The sequence below is a fragment of the Stenotrophomonas sp. 01N47 genome (assembly GCF_056399165.1).
Window position 1 is genome coordinate 641,087 of sequence record NZ_JBFTQU010000005.1, and the last position, 19,548, is coordinate 660,634.

The window sequence follows — 19,548 nt, forward strand, 5'->3', positions numbered from 1 at the left end:
GGTTTTTTCTTGTCTGGCGTCCGGTCGGCATCACCACCACGTACGCAGCATCAGCTCCAGGCCCAGCAACAGCAGGAAGCCGAGGAAGCAGGCACGGAACACGCGCGCACTGATGCGCTGGCGGATCACCTGCCCCAGCCACATGCCCAGCAACGCCGGCAGCACCGCCAGCGCGCTCAACCCCAGCTGCTGCACGCCAAACGCACCATTGAGCACCAGCCCGGTGGTCAGCGAGATCGTCGATACGGTGAACGCCAGGCCCAGTGCCTGCACCAGCTCCTCGCGCTGCAACCCCAGCGACTGCAGGTACGGCACCGCCGGCATTACAAACACGCCGGTCGCGCCGGTGACCACGCCGGACACCGCCCCGACCAGCGGCCCCAGCCAGCGCTCGCGCCGCTGCGGTACGCGGAACACCGGCGCCACCAGCGCGTACAGCGCATACACCATCAGCGCCACGCCCAACGCGGCGCGCGAGGCATCACGATCCACCCGCACCAGCAGCGCGGCCGAACCCAGCGTCACCACCACCACGGCCAGCATCATCGGCCACAGCCGCCGCAGGGTGCGGCCCAGTGATGGCCCGGACAGCAACTGCCAGGCATTGGTGACGAAGGTAGGAATGAACAGCATCGAGGCCGCCGCCACCGGCGACAACGCGCCGCCCAGCAATCCCATCGCCACCGTCGGCAGGCCCATGCCGGTCACGCCCTTGACCACCCCGGCCAGCACGAACACCACCACCAGCAATCCATAGAAGTATGTCGTCTCGTTCATGCCGCCATTGGAGCCGGCGCCGCAGGCGCGCACAATGCGGTCTTCCCGCCTGCGCCTTCGGACCAGCCGAAGGCAGGGCCGAGCGGAGCAAACGACATGCGCTTGGACATTGCCGATCTGCGCCTGTTCCTGGCGGTGGCCGAAGCCGGCAGCATCACTGCCGGCGCGGTGGAGGCGAATCTGGCACTGGGATCGGCCAGCGAACGCCTGCGCGCCATCGAAACCGACGCTGGCACGGCGCTGCTCACCCGTCACCCGCGCGGCATCAGCCTCACCGAAGCGGGTGCCGCACTGGCCCATCACGCGCGCCTGATCCTGCAGCAGCAGGCGCAGCTGCGCGGCGAACTGCAGGCGTTCGCCCACGGTGCGCGCGGCACGCTGCACCTGTACGCCAACACCGCGGCATTGACCAACTACCTGCCCGCGCGGCTGGCCCCATGGCTGGCAGAGCGCCCTCGCCTGCGCGTGGAACTGCACGAACGCACCAGCAATGAAGTCGTGCGCGCGATCCGTGCCGGCCAGGCAGAGGCCGGCGTCATCAGTGATGCCGTTCCCGCCGATGGACTGCGTCGTCATGTCGTTGCCGAAGACCCGCTGATGATGATGCTGCCGGCAGGCCATCGCTTCGCCGCGCGGCGTTCGCTCGACTTCAGCGATGTGCTGGGCGAGACCTTCGTTGCCCTGGCCGACGGCAATGCGCTGCAGACCTATATCGAAGAGCTGGCGGCAGAGGCCGGACGCACGCTCGACGTGCGCATCCGCATGAAGACCTTTGAAGGCCTTTGCACGATGGTGGGCCATGGCATCGGCGTGGGCATCGCGCCGCGCACGATCGCGCGGCAACATCGACGGGCCACCGGCATCGTCGCCGTTGCACTCGGCAACGCGTGGGCACAACGCCGGCTGTGCGCCGCGTTCGCCGACTGGAAATCACTCTCGCCACCGATGCGCAGCCTGCTGCTGCATCTGGATGTGGACGCGGAAGCCGGTGCAGAAAAAAATGTGTGAAATGGTGTTGACACATATCCAGCCTTCCTGCAAAATTCTCCTCCTGAGTCGCCCAGGTGGCGGAATTGGTAGACGCACTAGCTTCAGGTGCTAGCGGGGGCAACTTCGTGGAGGTTCGAGTCCTCTCCTGGGCACCATGACTCAGACAATGATCAAACCCGCGCAAGCGGGTTTTTTCATGTCCAGCGTTTGCCGGGATCACGCGCGTCCATCCACGCATGGCGTGGATCTACTGGAATTCGCATGCATGCGTGGATGCACTGCAAACAAAAACCCCGCCTTCCGGCGGGGTTTTGTTTTTCAGCAACAGCGATCGATCAGTGCCCGCCACCGGCGGCAGCACCCGCGCCCGCACCGAAGGGCGGCTTGGCCAGCCACAGGAACGAGATGATCGCCAGGAAGATCCAGCCCAGCAGGAAGAAGATGTCGTTGAAGCCCATCTGCGATGCCTGGTGGTTGATCATGTTGTTCAGCACCGCCGCACCATGTTGCAGGTCGCCCTGCCCCATCGCCGCCACCTGGTCCTGCATGCCCGGCTGATAGGCCGAGATGTGCTCGGTCAGGTCCGCGTGATGCACCTGCGTGCGACGTGCCCACAGCCAGGTGGTCAGCGAGGCGGCGAAGCTGCCGCCCAGCGTACGCAGGAACGTGGCCAGGCCCGAGCCGGCCGCGATCTCACGACCATCCAGGTCCGACAGCAGGATCTGCAGCACCGGCATGAAGAACAGCGCCACGCCGATGCCCATGATCAACTGCACGCCGGCCACATGATGGAAGTCCACCTGCAGGTTGAAACCCGAACGCAGGAAGCTGGTCATCGACAGCACCACGAACGCGATGGTGGCCAGCATGCGCATGTCAAAGCGCGATGCGTACTTGCCCACGAACGGGGTCATGATCACTGGCAGGATGCCGATCGGTGCCGTCGCCAGGCCTGCCCAGATCGCGGTGTAACCCATGTCGCGCTGTAGCCACTGCGGAATCAGCAGAGCCACGCTGAAGAACGCCGCGTAGGCCACCACCATCGCCAGCGTACCGGCGCGGAAGTTGCGGTGCCGGAACAGCTTCAGATCGACGATCGGGTCCTTGTCGGTCAGCTCCCAGATCAGGAACACAGTCAGCGCCACCACGGCCACGCAGGCCAATACCACGATCTTCATCGACGAGAACCAGTCTTCGTCGTTGCCCAGGTCGAGCACCAGCTGCAATGCGCCCACGCCGATCACCAGGGTGACCAGGCCGACGTAGTCCATCTTCGGCTTCTCGACGTGCTCGGGGCGACCCTTCAATTGGTTGCCCACCACCAGCGCAGCGAAGATGCCCAGCGGCACGTTGATCAGGAAGATCCATTCCCAGCTGTAGTTGTCGGTGATCCAGCCACCGAGGATCGGACCGCAGATCGGCGCCACCACGGTGATCATCGCCAGCAGCGCCAGCGCCTGCCCGCGTTTCTCCCGTGGATAGATCGAGACCAGCAGCGACTGGGTGATCGGGTACATCGGGCCGGCGACGAAGCCCTGCAGTGCACGCGACAGCACCAGCATGCCCATGCTCTGGGCCAGGCCGCACAGCAGCGAGGTGATCACGAAGGCCAGCGTGGCCCACACGAACAGCTTGCGCTCGCCGAAGCGACGGCTGAGCCAGCCGGTCAACGGCAGTGCGATCGCGGTGCTGACCGCGAACGAGGTGATGACCCACGTTGCCTGCTGCGAACTGGCGCCAAGATTACCGGCGATGGTCGGCAACGAGACGTTGGCGATGGTGGTGTCGAGCACCTGCATGAACGAGGCCATCGCCAGGCCCACGGTGCACAGGGCCACACTGGGTGGCAGGAAGCCGGCGGCCGCACCCGGCGCCGCCGGTGCGCCCGGAGAGCCGGGCGCAGCTGGAGCTTGTGCGGACATGGCCGGCCTCAGCTCGCCTTGCCCTGCTGCGGCAGGTTGCCCTGGATGATCGTGTGGATCACCTCATCGGCATCGTGCAACTGCTTGGCGTACACGTCGGTGTCGAACACCGTGCCCTTGGCGGCCGCGCTCGGCAGCACTTCGCCCTTCTGGTCGCGCAGGCTCACTTCGGCCTTCATCGACAGGCCGATGCGCAGCGGGTGTTCGGCCAGCTGCTTGGCATCAATGGCGATGCGCACCGGCACGCGCTGCACGATCTTGATCCAGTTGCCGCTGGCGTTCTGCGCCGGCAGCAGCGAGAACGCCGAGCCGGTGCCCAGGCCCAGGCTGTCGATGCGGCCCTTGTACTTGACGTCGCCGGCATACAGGTCCGACTTCAGCTCCACTTCCTGGCCCAAGCGCATGTGCCGCAGCTGGGTTTCCTTGAAGTTGGCTTCGACCCACATCTGCTCGGTCGGCACCACCGCCATCAGCGCATTGCCCGGCTGCACGCGCTGGCCGACCTGCACCGAACGACGGGCGACATAGCCGGTGACCGGCGCGACGATGCCCGAACGTGCGTTGTTGAGGAAGGCCTGGCGCAGCTGCGCGGCGGCAGCCTGCACATCCGGCTGGGTGGCGATCACGGTGTCATCGACCAGTGCGCGGTTGCGCTCGACGGTCTCGCGCGAACCGGCCACGGCCGCTTCGGCAGCTGCCAGCTCATCGCGGGCGTGGGCCAGTTCTTCGTTGGAGATGGCGCCGGTGGCGGCCAGGCCCTTGCGGCGTGCGAAGTCGTCGCGCACGCGCTTCAGGGTCACCTGGCGTGCGTTCAAGTCCGCCTGCGCACCTTCGACGCTGCGGTACAGGCCGCGGGTCTGGCGCACGGTCTTGGCCAGGTTGGCTTCGGCTTGCTGCAGGGCCACCGAGGTATCGGCCGGGTCCAGCTGCACCAGCAGCTGGCCGCGCTCCACGCGCATGCCGTCATCGGCGTTGATGGCGACCACGGTACCGGCCACCAGCGGGGTGATCTGCACCTGGTTGCCCTGCACGTAGGCGTCGTCGGTCTCTTCGAACCAACGGCCGAACATGAAGTACCACAGCGCCAGTGCCGCCAGCAGCAGCACGACGATCACGAACAGGCCGCGCAGCAGCTTGCCGCGACGGTTGGGGGCGGCGGCGGCCGCAGTGTCTTGGGTCTGGCTCATGGCAGGCGTCTTCAGGAATGCGAGGAATCGGAATGGGAAGCAAGCGGTGCGGCGTCGGCGTCACTAGGCTGGAAACCACCGCCGAGCGCCTTGCTCAGGCGCACCGAGGTCTGCAGCTGCTGCGACTGCAGGCCGGCCAGCTGCTGTTGCGACTGCAGCAGGGTGGACTGCGCGGTCAGCACGTCCAGGTAGCTGCCGATGCCGGCGCGATAGCGCTGCTGGGCCAGGTCGAACGCGGCGCGTGCGGTATCCACCGCCTGCTGCTGCGACTGCGCCTGCTGCGCCAGTGAGCGCACCGCGTTGACCTGGTCGGCCACGTCGCGCAGTGCGTCGAGCACCGCCTGGTTGTAGTTCGCTACGGCCAGGTCGTACTGCGCATCGGTGTTGGCCAGGTTGGCGCGCAGCTTGCCGCCTTCGAAGATCGGCAGGCTCAGCGCCGGGCCGATGTAGGCGAAGCTGGAACTGCTCTGCAGCAGGTCACCGACATTCGGTGCGACCACGCCGGCCAGCGCGGTCAGGTTGAGGCTCGGATAGAACCGAGTCTTGGCGACCTTGATCTGCTTGTCGGCCGCTTCCACCCGCCAGCGCGCGGCGACGATGTCGGGGCGACGACCGAGCAGTTCGCTGGGCACTACACCCGGCAGCTGCAGGGCCAGCGGGTTCATCGCCCGCGGGCGTTCAATCGACAGGCCCCGGTCCGGGCCCTTGCCGACCAGCGCGGCCAGCGCCGTGCGTCCGGCGTCGATGCGCTGTTGCGCCGCCAGCAACTGCTGCTGTGCGGCCGGCACGCGGGCTTCGGCCTGGCGCACCTGCAGGTCGCTGTCGATGCCGGCGCTGCGACGCTGCCGGGTCAGCTCCAGCGACTTCTGCGAGCGCGCCAGTTCTTCTTCGGCCACATCGTTGAGCTGCCAGGCGTAGGCCAGGTCGGTATAGGCCTGGGCAATGCCGGTGGACAGGTTCAGGCGCGCGGCCTGGGCCTCGACAGTGGCAGCGTGGGCACCATCCACGGCGGCCTCCCAAGCGGCGCGCTTGCCGCCCCACAGGTCGATGCCGTAGCTGAAATCGAAGGCGACCTGGCTGCTGCCGGCGTAATGGCCACCGATTTCATCGCCGGCCATCGATTCGGGCAGGCGCAGGCCGGTGTAGCCACCGGACACGGAGAGGCTTGGCAGGCGATCAGCGCGTGCGGTGCCGACCTGTGACTGTGCCTGGCGCAGGCGGGCGTCGGCGGCGTCCAAGCTCGGATGGCCGGCCAGGCCTTCGGCGATCAGCGCATCCAGCTGCGCGTCGCCCAGTGCCTTCCACCAGTCCTGGGCAGGAAAACCGGCGGCACTCAGGTCACTGTCGGCCAGGGTGCGTTCGCTGTGCAGGCTGTCCACGTCGAGCACGTGGCCCTGCGGGTTCAGGCCGCGGCTGCTGGCGCAGGCGGCCAGGGCCAGGGCCAGCGCTGAAACCAGCAGCGCGCGCCCGGACCGGCGGAGAGTGGGATACGGGATCGGGTTCATGGGGTCGTCAGGGAATCGCGGATTCGGGTCAGGAGGGACAGCAGCTGCGAGCGTTCGTCGGCGGACAGATCGCGCAGGGCGTAATCCATCACCGCGTCGCCGCGCAGCTTCAACCGCGCCCACAGCGCGCGGCCTTCATCGGTCAATACGATCTGCAGCGCACGCCGGTCCTGGGCATGCGGCTCGCGGCGCACGCAACCGAGCGCTTCCAGCTTGTCCAGCAGGCGGGTGACCGCGCTGGGCACCTGGTCGATGGCCTGGGCCAGCTCGTTGGCCGTGCACGGCGCCATGTTCGAGAGCACCTTCAGCCCGATGTAGTGGGTGAAGCCGATGCCGAGGTCTTCCTCGGCCATGGACGCATCGAGCTGGCGGACCAGGCCGTCGCGCACCTGGCGCAGCAGCAGGCCGAAGCTGGGGGGAGTGGTTGCAGGACAGATCATGGGGGAGCATTCTCTTCCAAAAAAAATATTTCTCAATGGAAATATTCGATCTGGCATCAAATGCTGTGTTGCAGCAGTGGGCTGGATCAGGTGAAGGCGCCACCTTAATGGCGCTCCCAACTGGCCCGGTAGTACAATCCAGCCAATGAATGTCACATTCAAGCCACCCCCAGCCCACGTGAAGGCGGGCGAACCCGGCCCTGCCACCCTGCTGCGTGAAGAAGCGCTGGACTGGTTCGAGCGCAATGACGGCCCGCCGGTCATCGCCTTCCGCTTCGACAGCCCGCAGGGGCTGGCCCGCGAAGTGGACTGGCATCACCACGTCCGCGCGCAGCTGATCTGCGTCGAACGCGGCCTGCTGACCACCCGCACCTCGCATGGGACTTGGTCGCTGGCACCAGGTTCGGCGGGCTGGATGCCACCGGCCGAGCCGCATACGGTCCACATCGATGGACCACTGCGCGGCTGGGGCATGGTGCTGGCCGCACCGCTGTGCGCCGAATTGCCTGCCGACCCGTGCGTGCTGGGCATCTCGCGGCTGGCGCAGGCGGTGGCCGAACGCATCTGCGACTGGCCGCAGGACTACGAAAGCACCACCGAACGGCAGCACATCATCAACGTGCTGCTGGACGAGATACGCGCCGCGCCGCGCCAGCGCATGCATCTGCCGATGCCACGCGACCGGCGTCTGTTGAAGATTGCCTCACAACTGCTGGCCGACCCGGCCGACGAGCGCGGCCTGGCGCAATGGGCGCATTGGGCCGGCCTGTCGCCGCGCAGCCTGACCCGCCATTTCCGCGACGAGACCACCCTCAGCTTCGCGCAATGGCGCCAGCAGGCACGGCTGGCCGAGGCGCTGCGGCAGCTCAGCGAGGGCCGCAGCGTGGCCGATATCGCCCACGCACTGGGCTTCAGCAGCGCCAGCGCCTTCGTCACCGTGTTCCGGCGACACTTCGGGTTACCGCCCGGACGCTACCTGGCACGGGCCGGCCACGGCCTGGAACCGGGCCTGGATCCTGCACGCGGCTTGGCATCCCCCGCCGCATCCGGATAATCACTGGATTGAGAGCGGCGACCGCCGTCACCGCCTCCCGACATAGGTAACAACGCCGCATGACCGATCTTGCCCGCCCCGTGTTCCACGGTTTCGAACAACTGCCGCTGCGCGAATACGCCGAACGCGCCTACCTCGACTACTCGATGTACGTGGTCCTGGATCGCGCCCTGCCGTTCCTCGGCGACGGCCTGAAGCCGGTGCAGCGCCGCATCATCTATTCGATGAGCGAGCTGGGCCTGAATGCCGCGTCCAAGCCGAAGAAGTCCGCGCGTACCGTCGGTGACGTCATCGGTAAGTACCACCCGCATGGCGACAGCGCGTGCTACGAAGCGCTGGTGCTGATGGCGCAGCCGTTCTCGTACCGTTATCCGCTGATCGAAGGCCAGGGCAACTTCGGTTCCAGCGACGATCCGAAGTCGTTCGCGGCGATGCGTTACACCGAATCCAAGCTGACCCCGATCGCCGAAGTACTGCTGGGCGAACTGGGCCAGGGCACCACCGACTGGGCACCGAACTTCGACGGCACCCTGCAGGAACCGACCTGGATGCCGGCACGCCTGCCGCATCTGCTGCTGAACGGCACCACCGGCATCGCCGTGGGCATGGCCACCGATGTGCCGCCGCATAACCTCAACGAGATCGTCAGCGCGCTGCTGCACCTGCTGGACGATCCGGACGCCAGCGTGCGCGACCTGTGCGAGCACGTGAAGGGTCCCGACTACCCGTCCAATGCCGAGATCATCACCCCGGCCAACGACCTGCGGAACATGTACGAGACCGGCAACGGCAGCGTGCGTGCGCGTGCGACCTACATCAAGGAAACCCACAACGTGGTGGTCACCGCGTTGCCGTTCCAGGTGTCGCCGTCGAAGGTGATCGAGCAGATCGCCGCGCAGATGCGCGCCAAGAAGCTGCCGTGGCTGGAGGACATCCGCGATGAGTCCGACCATGCCAACCCGGTGCGCGTGGTGCTGGTGCCGCGCTCGAACCGCGTCGACGCCGAGCAGTTGATGGGCCACCTGTTCGCCACCACCGACATGGAGCGCAGCTACCGCGTCAACCTCAACGTGATCGGGCTGGACGGCCGTCCGCAGGTGAAGAACCTGAAGACGCTGCTCAGCGAGTGGCTGGCGTTCCGCAGCAGCACCGTCACCCGCCGCCTGCAGCACCGCCTGCAGAAGGTCGAGCGTCGCCTGCACCTGTTGGAAGGCCTGCTGGTGGCGTTCCTCAACCTGGACGAGGTGATCCACATCATCCGTACCGAAGACGAACCGAAGGCGGCGCTGATCGCGCGCTTCGGCCTGTCCGAAGACCAGGCCGAGTACATCCTGGAAACCAAGCTGAAGCAGCTGGCCCGCCTGGAAGAAATGAAGATCCGCGGCGAGCAGGACGAGCTGGCCAAGGAGCGCGAGAAGATCCTCAGCATCCTCGACAGCAAGGCCAAACTGAAGAAGCTGATCCGCGACGAGCTGCAGGCCGATGCGAAGAAGTTCGGCGACGAGCGCCGCTCGCCGCTGGTGCAGCGCCAGGCCGCGCAGGCCATCGACGAGACCGAGCTGGTACCGAGCGAGCCGATGACGGTGGTGATGTCCGAGAAGGGCTGGATCCGCGCCGCCAAGGGCCACGACATCGATGCCTCGACCCTGTCCTACCGCGATGGCGATGCGCTGCAGGGTGCAGTGCGTGCGCGCAGCACCCAGCAGGTCGCGTTCCTCGACAGCGAAGGCCGTGCCTACTCCACGCCGGTGCATACCCTGCCCTCGGCACGCGGCAACGGTGAACCGCTGACCGGCCGCTTCTCGCCGGCCGCAGGCACCAGCTTCGTGACCCTGGCCAGCGCCGAACCGGATACCCGCTTCGTGCTGGCCTCGACCCACGGCTATGGTTTCGTCACCCGCTTCGAAAACCTGATCGGTCGCAACAAGGCCGGCAAGGCGATGCTGAACCTGTCGGCGGGCTCGTCGGTGCTGACCCCATCGGTGGTGGCCAACGTCGCTACCGACCGCATCGTCGCGGTGACCAGTTCGGGCAACCTGCTGGCGATCGCCGCCAACGACCTGCCGGAACTGGACAAGGGCAAGGGCAACAAGATCATCGAGATCCCCAAGGCCAAGCTCGCCACCGAACGCGTGGTCGCCATCGTGGCAATCAGCCCCGGCCAGACCCTGCAGGTCCGCAGCGGCCAGCGCACCATGGGCCTGAAGTTCAACGAACTCGACGCCTATCTGGGCGCCCGCGCCACCCGTGGCCATCTGCTGCCGCGTGGCTGGCAGAAGGTGGAAGGGTTGTCGGTCGAATGACGGTAGGTGTCAACCTTGGTTGACACGCCTTGCCCGGCAATCGGGAACCCGCCGGGCATGGCCCGGCGCTACCGGGAACGGAGCATCAGACACAAAAAAGCCGGGGCATTCCCCGGCTTCTTTGTTTGTCGGCTGGCGGGCGGTGGAGCAGCTGGCGGGCGAAGGCTGGCTGGCGGTGCTCCGGTGCTGGCGGGCGACGTTGCTTTGCGCTCCTGGTAGAGCCGACCGCTGGTCGGCTGCTCTGCTAAATGCAGCCGACCAGCGGTCGGCTCTACCGGGTAGTCACCGGGCATGACCCGGCGCTACGACAATCGTGGTCAGTGCGCCGGGGCGCCGCTGCCGTCGATCTTGCTCAGCTGGTACAGCTCCAGGCCGATGCGCTTGATCAGGCCCAGCTGCTGCTCCAGCCACCATGCGTGGTCTTCCTCGGTGTCCTTCAACTGCGCCAGCAGCATGTCGCGGCTCACGTAGTCGCCCTTCTCCTCGCACAGCTTCATGCCGGCGGCGAGGTTGTTGCGCACCGCGTATTCGGTGTCCAGGTCCTTGCGCAGCATCTCCTCCACGGTCTTGCCCGGCTCGGTGGCATGCGGGCGCATGTCCGGGTCGCCGCCCAGGAACAGGATCCGGCGCAGCAGCGCGTCGGCATGCTGGGTCTCTTCTTCCATCTCGTGGTTCAGGCGTTCGTACAGCGCGAACAGGCCCTGGTCCTCGTAGCGGCGGGAGTGGATGAAGTACTGGTCGCGGGCGGCGAGTTCGCCGCGCAGCAGTTCCTTCAGGCAGGCGATGACGTCCGGGTTGCCTTTCATGGGGGGAGCTCCTGTGAATCGATGGCGCCCATGGTGCCCCATCTGGAAATACGGTGATCTAATCGGAATCAGTCGCAGTTGCGCCTGCGGCTACAATCGGCCGACATGCTCGGAAAGGACCTGCAATGCGTCGTACGTGGCGGTGGATTCTGGGTGTGCTGGTGGCAATCGTGCTGCTCGCGGTGCTGGTCCTGTGGTTGCTGCTGCGCGGCAGCCTGGCCGAACTGGACGGCGAGCGCCCGTTGCCCGGGCTGGTCACAAAGGTCACCGTAGAGCGCGATGCGCTGGGGGTGGTCACCATCACCGCCGGCAACAAGGCTGATGCCCTGCGGGCGCTCGGCCGTGTTCACGCGCAGGAACGTTATTTCGAGATGGACCTGATGCGGCGCAGTGCCGCGGGTGAACTGTCCGCGTTGTTCGGGGCGAAGGCGATCGAAGCCGACAAGCGCATGCGCGTTCACCGCCTGCGCGCGCGTACCGAGGCCCATCTGCAGGACGCACTGGGCAGCGACCCTGCGGCCGTGCGCGCCTACGTGGACGGGGTCAACCAGGGCCTGGGCAGCCTGGCGGTGCGGCCATGGGCCTATCTGCTGCTGCGGCAGGCGCCCCGACCCTGGCGGGCCAGCGACAGCGTGCTGGCAGGCCTGGCCATGTACGCCGACCTGCAGGACCCCAGCAACCAGTCCGAACTCGCCCTGGAGCGCATCCGCTCGGTGGTGCCGCCGGCCCTGTATGCCCTCCTGGCGCACGACGGCAGCGAGTGGGATGCGCCGCTTGCCGGCGCTGCCCGCGGCAACGCCCCCCTGCCTGATGCCAGCCAACTGGACCTGCGCACGCTGAAGGCCGCGACCGGCGCGACTGCCGAGGATGCCGACGCGGTCGGCAGCAACAATTTCGCCGTCTCCGGCGCACTGACCGCCGATGGCCGTGCGATCGTCGCCGACGACATGCACTTGGGCCTGCGCGCGCCCAGCCTGTGGTTCCGTGTGCGCCTGCGCTACCCCGATCCACAGGCCGCGGGTGGCCAGGTCGACGTCAGCGGGTTCTCGCTGCCGGGCGTGCCGGCGGTGATTGTCGGCAGCAACGGCCACGTGGCCTGGGGCTTCACCAACAGCTACATCGACACTGCCGACTTCCGCACCGAGCCAGCGGACGCTGCAGTGACCGTGCATGAGGAACGGATCGTCGTGGCCGGCGCTGCCGACGTGCGTTTCCCGGTACGGGAAACCGCGTGGGGGCCGATCCTGCACACCCACGCCGATGGCAGCGGCGACGCCCTGCGCTGGGTCGCGCAGTTGCCGGGCGCGGTGCGCATGGACTTCGCCGACATGGCACGGGCCGCCGATCTGGACCAGGCCCTGCAGATTGCCGACCACGCCGGCATTCCCGCGCAGAACCTTGTGATCGGCGACCGCAGCGGGCGCATCGCGTGGCGCCTGGTCGGCGCGCGGCCTGACCGTGGCCCGGACTGCACGCCACTGGGTTTCAATGAAAATCAGGCCAACCAGGGCTGCGCACCCTGGCCGATCCGCAGCGACGCCGCGCCGAGCCTGATCGATCCTGCTGCGCATCGGCTGTGGACCGCCAACAGCCGCGTGGTGGACGAGGCGACCTTGGCCACCGTCGGCAATGGCGGCTACGACCTCGGTGCACGCGGACGGCAGATCCGCGACCTGCTGGCCACGCAGGAGCGTTTCGACGAACACGACCTGCTGGCAATCCAGCTGGACGACCGCGCGGTGTTCCTGCAGCGCTGGTGGGTGCTGCTGCAGGAGGTGATCGAGCACAGCGACGATCCGGCACTGAAGCGGTTGGGCACGGTAAGCGGCCATTGGGATGGTCGCGCCGCGATCAATTCGACCAGCTACCGGGTGGTGCGCGAATTCCGTACACAGGTGCTCGACACGCTGACCGATGCGCTGCTGGCACCGGCCCGGGCGCAGCTGGGCGAGGACTTCCTGGCACCGCGCTTGGCGCAGCTGGAAGGCGTCGCCTGGCCGATGCTGGAACAGCGCCCCGCCAACCTGCTGCCGCCCGCGTACGCGAGCTGGGATGCGCTGCTGGCTGATGCTGCACGTCGCACCGAAGCGGAGCTGTCCAAGCAGGGGCCGCTGGCGCACCGCAGCTGGGGCGAGCGCAATACCGCAGCGATCTGCCATCCGGTGGCGCGCGCCCTGCCTGCCTTCGCCAGTCGCTGGTTGTGCATGCCGGCCGATCCCCTACCCGGCGACCGTGACATGCCGCGTGTACAGACACCGGCCTTCGGTGCCTCGCAGCGGATGGTGGTCTCGCCCGGCCACGAAGCCGACGGCATCGTGCACATGCCGGGCGGGCAGAGCGGCCATCCGCTATCGCCTTACTGGGGCGCGGGACATGAGGATTGGGTGCACGGTCGCCCCACCCCGTTCCTGCCCGGCAAGGCAGAGCACACGATGACGCTGGCACCGGTGAAGTAGCGCCGGCCGCTGGCCGGCGACCGCCTGATGCCCGACTCGTGTGCGTGGTTGCCGGCCAGCGGCCGGCACTACTACGCCATCCGGCTGAGGGGATGGCCCTGTGGAGCCGCTCGGCGCGACCGGGTCAGGCCCTGCGGCGCTCGATCAGGTTCAACAGCGGCCCGGTCATTGCGGTGGTCACCAGCGCCATGATCACCAGCACCGCGAACAGGCGGTCGCCGAGCAGGCCCAGCTCGTAGCCCAGGTTGAGCACGATCAGTTCCATCAACCCGCGGGTGTTCATCAGCGCCCCCAGTCGCCACGCTTCGCGCGAGGCCATGCCGGTGCTGCGCGCCGCACTCCAGGTGCCCAGCAGCTTGCCCACCGTGGCCACTGCGATCACCACCACGCACAGCAGGATGTCGCTGCCCTGCAGCGCGTCGGCACGCATGCGCAGGCCGGTCATGGCGAAGAACAGCGGCAGCAGCAGGGTCACCGCGAACGGTTCGACCCTGGCCACCAGCAGCTGACGCAACTGCGCGTTGGACGACACCGCCACGCCCGCAGCAAACGCGCCGAACAGCGCGTGGATGCCGAGCACTTCGGTAACCAGCGCACTGGCCAGTGACAGCAGCAGGATGCCCAGCAGCCAGCTCCCTTCGCGGCCCGGCGCGATGGCCTGGCGGGCAAACCACGGCTTCACCAGCCCCAGCATCAGTGCGATGAACGCCACCACGCACAGCAGGTTGAGGCTGGCCGGCAACCAGCCAGTGGCCTGCGCTGCGGCCACGATCAGCGCCAGCAGACACCACGCAGTCGCATCGCCCAACGCCGCGCAGGCGATGGCGGTCTGCCCCAGCGATGTGTGGGTGATGCCTCGATCAGCAAGGATGCGCAGCAGCACCGGAAAGGCGGTGATGCTCATCGAGATGCCGACGAACAGCGCGAACGCGGTAAAGCTCACGCCTTGCGGGCCATGCTGCGGATACAGCCAGATCGCCAGGACCACGCCAAGCACGAACGGCACCGCGATGCCGGCGTGGCTGACGGTGAAGGCAAATCGGCGACGCCCACGCAGCGCACCCAGATCCAGTTCGGCGCCGGCCACCAGCAGGAACATCAGCACGCCCAGTTGGCTGAGCATGCCCAGCGGCCCCAGCGAAGCGGCGGGGAACAGCGCGCCGTGCACCTGTGGCAGCAGACTGCCCAGCAACAGCGGCCCCATCATCAGGCCAGCGGCCATCTCGCCGATCACGGCCGGCTGGCCGAAACGCTTCAACAGTGCGCCCGCGCCCTTGGCGACCAGCAACAGCACCAGCAGCTGCAGCAGGAACCGGCCCAGCGGCGAGGCCAGGTGATGCGCCCAATCACTGCCGACCACGGCCTCGGCCTTGCTGGCCACCGTCGGCAGCCCGGGCCCGGCATAGCGGGCCAGCAGCAGGCCGACCAGCAGCGGCACGCCGGCCCAGACAAGGTAACGCCACGCCCACTTCGTCGGCCGCACGGGATCTCCGGTCTGTACGTCCATGAACATTCCCCAATGTGCAGGGCGCCGATGATACGTCGCAAGAAGGGGACGGAGGGAATCAAGTTGCTTATGCCACGAACAGCTTGATCCCCTTCCGCCCCCTTTTTGGTTCAGGCCAGCGCCTGCTCGTGCACGCCGGCGATGGCGCGGCCCGACGGATCGGCGGCAGCGGCGAAGCTGGCGTCCCAGGCAATGGCCGCCGGCGAGGAACAGGCGATCGACTTGCCGCCCGGCACGGTTTCAGCCGCCGCGTGGCTGGGGAAGAACTGCTCGAACAGGTGGCGGTAGTAATACGCCTCTTTGGTCTGCGGCGGGTTGTGCGGGAAGCGCTTGTCGGCGGCGGCCAGCACGCGGTCGCTGACCTGTGCTTCGGCATGCGCCTTCAGGCCGTCGATCCAACCGTAACCGACGCCATCGCTGAACTGCTCCTTCTGCCGCCACAGGATGCTGTCCGGCAGATAGCCCTCGAAGGCCTCGCGCAGCACGGCCTTCTCGATGCGGCGACCACCGAAACCGGCGCCGACCATCTTGTGCGCGGCATCGAATCGCATCGCCACGTCGAGGAACTCGCGGTCCAGGAACGGCACCCGCGGCTCCACGCCCCAGGCCATCATCGACTTGTTGGCGCGCAGGCAATCGTAGTTGTGCAGGGCATCGAGCTTGCGCACCAGTTCCTGGTGGAATTCGCGCGCGTCCGGTGCCTTGTGGAAATAAAGATAGCCGCCGAAGATCTCGTCGCTGCCTTCGCCGGACAGCACCATCTTCACCCCCATCGCCTTGATCCGGCGCGCCAGCAGGAACATCGGCGTGGACGCGCGGATGGTGGTGACGTCGTAGGTTTCAATGTGGCGGATCACCTCCGGCAGCACATCCAGGCCTTCTTCGAAGGTGTATTCGAAGCCGTGGTGCACCGTGCCCAGCGCTTCGGCGGCCACCGCAGCAGCCGCCAGATCCGGCGAGCCCTTCAGGCCGATGGCGAACGAATGCAGGCGCGGCCACCACGCTTCGCTCTGGCCGCCATCTTCAATGCGACGGCGCGCATAACGTGCTGCCACGGCAGCAACCAGCGACGAATCCAGCCCGCCCGACAGCAGCACGCCATACGGCACGTCACTCATCAGCTGGCGCTCGACCGCATGTTCGAAGGCCTGGCGCAGCTCGGCGAGATCGGCCTGGCGGCCCTGCACGTCGTCGTACTCGCGCCACGGCTGCTGGTAGTAGCGCACCAGTTCACCGCTGGCGCTGTCGTAGTAATGGCCCGGAGGGAACTGGGCAACGTCGGCGCAGGTATCCACCAGCGCCTTCATTTCAGACGCTACGCGCAACCGTCCCTGCGCATCATGGCCCCAGTACAGCGGCACCACGCCGACCGGGTCGCGCGCCACCAGCACACGGCCGGCTGCACGGTCCCACAGAGCGAAGGCGAAGATGCCGTTGAGCTGTTCCAGCCACTGCGCAGGCGATCCGCCCTGGCGGTACAGCGCGTTGATCACCTCGCAGTCCGAACCGGTCTGGAAGGCATAGGCTTCGGCGAGGCCGGCCTTGAGCTGCTGGTGGTTGTAGATCTCGCCGTTGACCGCCAGCGCCAGCTGCCCGTCTTCGGACAGCAGCGGCTGCGAGCCGCCGGCCGGATCGACGATGGCCAGGCGCTCGTGGACCAGCAGCGCGCCTTCGTCCAGATACACGCCGCTCCAGTCCGGGCCACGATGGCGCTGGCGCTGCGACAGCTCCAGCGCATGGCGGCGCAGGGAAGGAAGATCGTCACCGGCCTGCAGGCCGAAAATACCGAAGATCGAACACATGGGTGGAGCTCCTGTTGTGGGGAAGTACACGGGGGGAAAGTGTTCGACCGGCCATCCAGGCCCGGGTGGGGCTGCGCCCGGGCACAAAAAAAACCCGCATCGGCCGATGCGGGTTTTCTGGTGTCCGGGCGTGTGTTGCTGTCTATCTACCCAGGGCGCAGTCCCGCATCGGCCGCGCACGATTATTCGCGCGCAGATTATTGCGGTTGGTGTTGTTGACGGCGGTGGCCAGGCGGAGCGACATGGATCCGACCGTAACCGGGTTTCCGGCGCGGCGCAACTGTTGCGATGGCAACCGATTCAGCGGCCACGCCGGTAGCGACCCGGATAATCCCCTGCCCGCTTTCCGGAATTCATGGATGAACCCTTCCTACCGTCGCCTGCTGCCCCTCCTGGCCGTGATCGCCCTGGCCGGCTGCGCGACCACGCCCACCCGCCCGGTCGATGACAGCGAACGCGACGCCCTGGCCGCGGCTGCCGATGGCCAGTTCGATTCGGCGTTACGCGTGGCCAAGCTGTACCAGTACCGCAACGACGTGCGCGCGCTGGACTGGTACGCGCGCGCCGCTGCCACCACGCCGCGCACGCACCGCACCACCAGTGCCGAGGAGCAGCTGGGTACGATCCTGGAACGCGGCCGACTGGACAGCGGTGATGCCCCGCAGAAGCCCGACGCGGTGGTGCTCAAACCTTCCGCGCGCAAGGCCTACCGCTGGTACCACCGCGCCGCCTATCACGGCTCGCCGTATGCGATGAGCGATCTGGAGACGTGGTACGAGCGACGTGGCGACATGGAGGGCGCACTGCGTTGGCGCCTGCGCCGCGCGGTCTACCTGCGCCAGCTGTACAAGCTGCAGCCGTTGCGCGATGCCACCAGCGGGTCCGCGAAGCCCGGCACTCCGCTCAGCGCTGATGCCTCACCGAACCCGGTGATCGCGCGCATCCAGCGCCGCGCCGCGCGCGGCGATGCCGAAGCGCAGGTGGACCTGGGCACGCTGTACGAGGCCGGCATCGGCGTAGTGCAGAACAAGGCTGAAGCGCTGCGCTGGTATGAGCGTGCCGCTGCACAGGGCAACGTGTATGGGCAGTACCTGGCCGGGCTGGCACTCGGCCGCGGCGGCGATGGTCTGCAGAAGAACGTGGATGCCGCGGCGGCGTGGTTCGCCAAGGCCAGCGCACAGGGCTTCTACATGGCCGACGAGTCGTACTGGCGCGAAGCGATCAAGCCGCCGTTCTTCCAGTTCTCGGAGTAGCGCCGGGCCATGCCCGGCGGATCCACAGAAACCCGGTGGACGAGCGCTACACCAGCAGGCGCTCTACCAGTCGCTGGTACAGCCCCGGCAACGCTTCCAGCTCGTCCACCCGCACGTTTTCATCCACCTGGTGGATGCTGGCGTTGACCGGGCCGACTTCGATGCACTGCGCACCCAGGGGTGCGATGAAGCGCGCATCGGAGGTGCCACCACCGGTGCTCTCTTCAGGCGCGCGACCGGTGTGCTCGGCCAGCACCGCGCGCGCCGCTGCCCGCAACGTCCCTTCCGGGGTGTAGAACGGTTCGCCGCTGCGGTGCCACTTCAGCGTGTACTGCAGGCCATGACGGTCCAGCAGCGTGGTGATCTCCGCTTCCAGCTTCGCTGCATCCCAATGCGGGTTGTAGCGGATGTTGAAATCCACCTCCAGCTCACCGGGAATCACGTTGTTGGCGCCGGTACCGGCATGGATGTTGGAGATCTGCAGGCTGGTCGCCGGGAAGCTCTCGTAGCCCTCGTCCCAACGCCGTGCGCTCAGTTCGGCCAGCATCGGCGCGGCAAGATGGATCGGATTGCGCGCCTTGTCCGGGTAGGCCACGTGGCCCTGCACACCCTGCACGCGCAGCTTGGCCGACAGGCTGCCCCGCCGCCCGACGCGCAGCAGGTCACCCAGCGTGGCGGTGGACGACGGCTCGCCGGTGATGCACCAGTCGATGCGCTGGCCGCGCTCGGCAAACAGGCGCGCGACATGGCGCACGCCGTCGATGGCATCGCCTTCTTCATCGCTGGTCAACAGCACCGCCAGCGTGCCCGTGTGCTGCGGATGGGCGGCAACGAACTGTTCGGCAGCGATCACGAACGCAGCCACGCTGCCCTTCATGTCCGCGGTGCCGCGACCGTACAGCACGCCATCGCGGATCTGCGGTGCGAACGGATCGCTCTGCCACGCTTCGCGGGGGCCCGGCGGCACCACGTCGGTGTGGCCCAGCAGGACCAGCACCGGTGCGCCGCTGCCGTGGGTGGCCCACAGGTTGTCGACCTCGCCCAGCCGCAGGTGCTCACAGGTGAAACCCGCCGCCTGCAGACGTTCGCCGATCAGCACCTGGCAGCCGGCATCGTCCGGGGTCACCGATGGCCGTGCGATCAGATCGCAGGCCAGGTCGAGGACGGCGCTCACGCGCCGCCCACGCCGAAGCGCGCCTTGAAGCCGTTGTCGCTGAAACCCTGGCTCACCTTGCCGTCGGCGGTCACCACCAGCGGGCGCTTGATCAGCTGCGGGTATTCACGCAGCAGCAGCTTCCACTCCGCTTCCGAATCGGCGGCCTTGCGGTTGTCCGGCAATTGCCGCCAGGTGGTGGAGGACCTGTTGACCATCGCTGCCAGGCCACCCAGCTGTGCCGCCCATTCCAGCAGCGTTTCCGGGCTGGGTTTGTTGTCGCGGTAGTCGACGAAGGTGTACGGCACGCCGAAGCGGTCCAGCCACTTGGTCGCCTTCTTGCAGGTATCGCAGTTCTTCAGACCGTAGACGGTGGTGCTCATGCGTGCGGCT

15 protein-coding genes and 1 tRNA gene are annotated in these 19,548 nt (G+C 67.4%); 6 read left to right on the forward strand and 10 right to left on the reverse strand.

What is annotated here, in order from left to right; translation table 11 throughout:
* Positions 1-30 precede the first annotated feature (30 nt).
* Positions 31-777, reverse strand: a complete 747-nt coding sequence (locus AC1DKR_RS12835; protein WP_447944857.1) for a sulfite exporter TauE/SafE family protein — start codon at positions 775-777, stop codon at positions 31-33.
* A gap of 96 nt (positions 778-873) precedes the next feature.
* Here AC1DKR_RS12835 and AC1DKR_RS12840 point away from each other — a divergent pair, with 96 nt between their 5' ends.
* Together AC1DKR_RS12840 and AC1DKR_RS12845 are read left to right on the forward strand one after the other, a co-directional pair.
* Positions 874-1,785, forward strand: coding sequence for a LysR substrate-binding domain-containing protein (locus AC1DKR_RS12840; RefSeq protein WP_447944856.1), 912 nt, complete (start codon positions 874-876; stop codon positions 1,783-1,785).
* A 50-nt stretch (positions 1,786-1,835) separates the two neighbouring features.
* A tRNA-Leu gene (locus AC1DKR_RS12845) sits at positions 1,836-1,922 on the forward strand.
* Between the two features lie 180 nt (positions 1,923-2,102).
* Here the strand turns inward: AC1DKR_RS12845 and emrB are convergent.
* Genes emrB through emrR form a run of 4 tightly spaced genes read right to left on the reverse strand, consistent with a single transcriptional unit; the run spans position 2,103 to position 6,821 of the window.
* Positions 2,103-3,689, reverse strand: coding sequence for a multidrug efflux MFS transporter permease subunit EmrB (emrB, locus tag AC1DKR_RS12850; RefSeq protein ID WP_312786971.1), 1,587 nt, complete (start codon positions 3,687-3,689; stop codon positions 2,103-2,105).
* Positions 3,690-3,697: 8 nt separating this feature from the next.
* Positions 3,698-4,876, reverse strand: a complete 1,179-nt coding sequence (gene emrA / locus AC1DKR_RS12855) for a multidrug efflux MFS transporter periplasmic adaptor subunit EmrA (RefSeq protein ID WP_478033180.1) — start codon at positions 4,874-4,876, stop codon at positions 3,698-3,700.
* Between the two features lie 11 nt (positions 4,877-4,887).
* Positions 4,888-6,381: a multidrug efflux transporter outer membrane subunit EmrC gene (emrC, locus tag AC1DKR_RS12860; RefSeq protein WP_478033182.1), complete on the reverse strand. Its 1,494-nt coding sequence runs from the start codon at positions 6,379-6,381 to the stop codon at positions 4,888-4,890.
* Positions 6,378-6,821, reverse strand: a complete 444-nt coding sequence (gene emrR, locus AC1DKR_RS12865; protein WP_478033184.1) for a multidrug efflux system transcriptional regulator EmrR — start codon at positions 6,819-6,821, stop codon at positions 6,378-6,380. The genes emrC and emrR overlap by 4 nt, the downstream gene beginning before the upstream one ends.
* A 145-nt stretch (positions 6,822-6,966) precedes the next feature.
* On the opposite strand from emrR, the gene AC1DKR_RS12870 reads away from it, so the two are divergent.
* Complete coding sequence (locus AC1DKR_RS12870; RefSeq protein ID WP_099819966.1) at positions 6,967-7,875, forward strand: AraC family transcriptional regulator; 909 nt, start codon at positions 6,967-6,969, stop codon at positions 7,873-7,875.
* Positions 7,876-7,934: 59 nt separating this feature from the next.
* On the forward strand, positions 7,935-10,178 hold the full coding sequence (parC, locus tag AC1DKR_RS12875; RefSeq protein ID WP_363730914.1) for a DNA topoisomerase IV subunit A: 2,244 nt from the start codon (positions 7,935-7,937) through the stop codon (positions 10,176-10,178).
* Between the two features lie 317 nt (positions 10,179-10,495).
* Here the strand turns inward: parC and bfr are convergent, their stop codons facing one another.
* Positions 10,496-10,984 (reverse strand): bacterioferritin, encoded by a 489-nt coding sequence (gene bfr, locus AC1DKR_RS12880; RefSeq protein WP_025877631.1) that lies wholly within the window; start codon positions 10,982-10,984, stop codon positions 10,496-10,498.
* Between the two features lie 125 nt (positions 10,985-11,109).
* On the opposite strand from bfr, the gene AC1DKR_RS12885 reads away from it, so the two are divergent.
* Complete coding sequence (locus AC1DKR_RS12885; RefSeq protein ID WP_442243748.1) at positions 11,110-13,440, forward strand: penicillin acylase family protein; 2,331 nt, start codon at positions 11,110-11,112, stop codon at positions 13,438-13,440.
* 124 nt (positions 13,441-13,564) lie between these two features.
* Here AC1DKR_RS12885 and AC1DKR_RS12890 read toward each other — a convergent pair whose 3' ends face one another.
* Both AC1DKR_RS12890 and asnB read right to left on the reverse strand, forming a co-directional pair.
* Positions 13,565-14,953: a cation:proton antiporter domain-containing protein gene (locus AC1DKR_RS12890; RefSeq protein ID WP_442243749.1), complete on the reverse strand. Its 1,389-nt coding sequence runs from the start codon at positions 14,951-14,953 to the stop codon at positions 13,565-13,567.
* Positions 14,954-15,057: 104 nt separating this feature from the next.
* Positions 15,058-16,749, reverse strand: a complete 1,692-nt coding sequence (gene asnB, locus AC1DKR_RS12895; protein WP_108266122.1) for an asparagine synthase B — start codon at positions 16,747-16,749, stop codon at positions 15,058-15,060.
* Positions 16,750-17,108: 359 nt separating this feature from the next.
* Between asnB and AC1DKR_RS12900 the strand changes: the two genes are divergently transcribed.
* Complete coding sequence (locus AC1DKR_RS12900; protein ID WP_312787010.1) at positions 17,109-18,002, forward strand: tetratricopeptide repeat protein; 894 nt, start codon at positions 17,109-17,111, stop codon at positions 18,000-18,002.
* Positions 18,003-18,048: 46 nt separating this feature from the next.
* On the opposite strand, the gene dapE is transcribed toward AC1DKR_RS12900, so the two are convergent.
* Together dapE and AC1DKR_RS12910 are read right to left on the reverse strand one after the other, a co-directional pair.
* The gene (gene dapE, locus AC1DKR_RS12905) at positions 18,049-19,176 is read right to left on the reverse strand and encodes a succinyl-diaminopimelate desuccinylase (protein ID WP_363730903.1); all 1,128 of its coding nucleotides are present in this window, start codon (positions 19,174-19,176) and stop codon (positions 18,049-18,051) included.
* Complete coding sequence (locus tag AC1DKR_RS12910) at positions 19,173-19,538, reverse strand: arsenate reductase (RefSeq protein ID WP_025877641.1); 366 nt, start codon at positions 19,536-19,538, stop codon at positions 19,173-19,175. The genes dapE and AC1DKR_RS12910 overlap by 4 nt, the downstream gene beginning before the upstream one ends.
* Between the last annotated feature and the right edge of the window lie 10 nt (positions 19,539-19,548).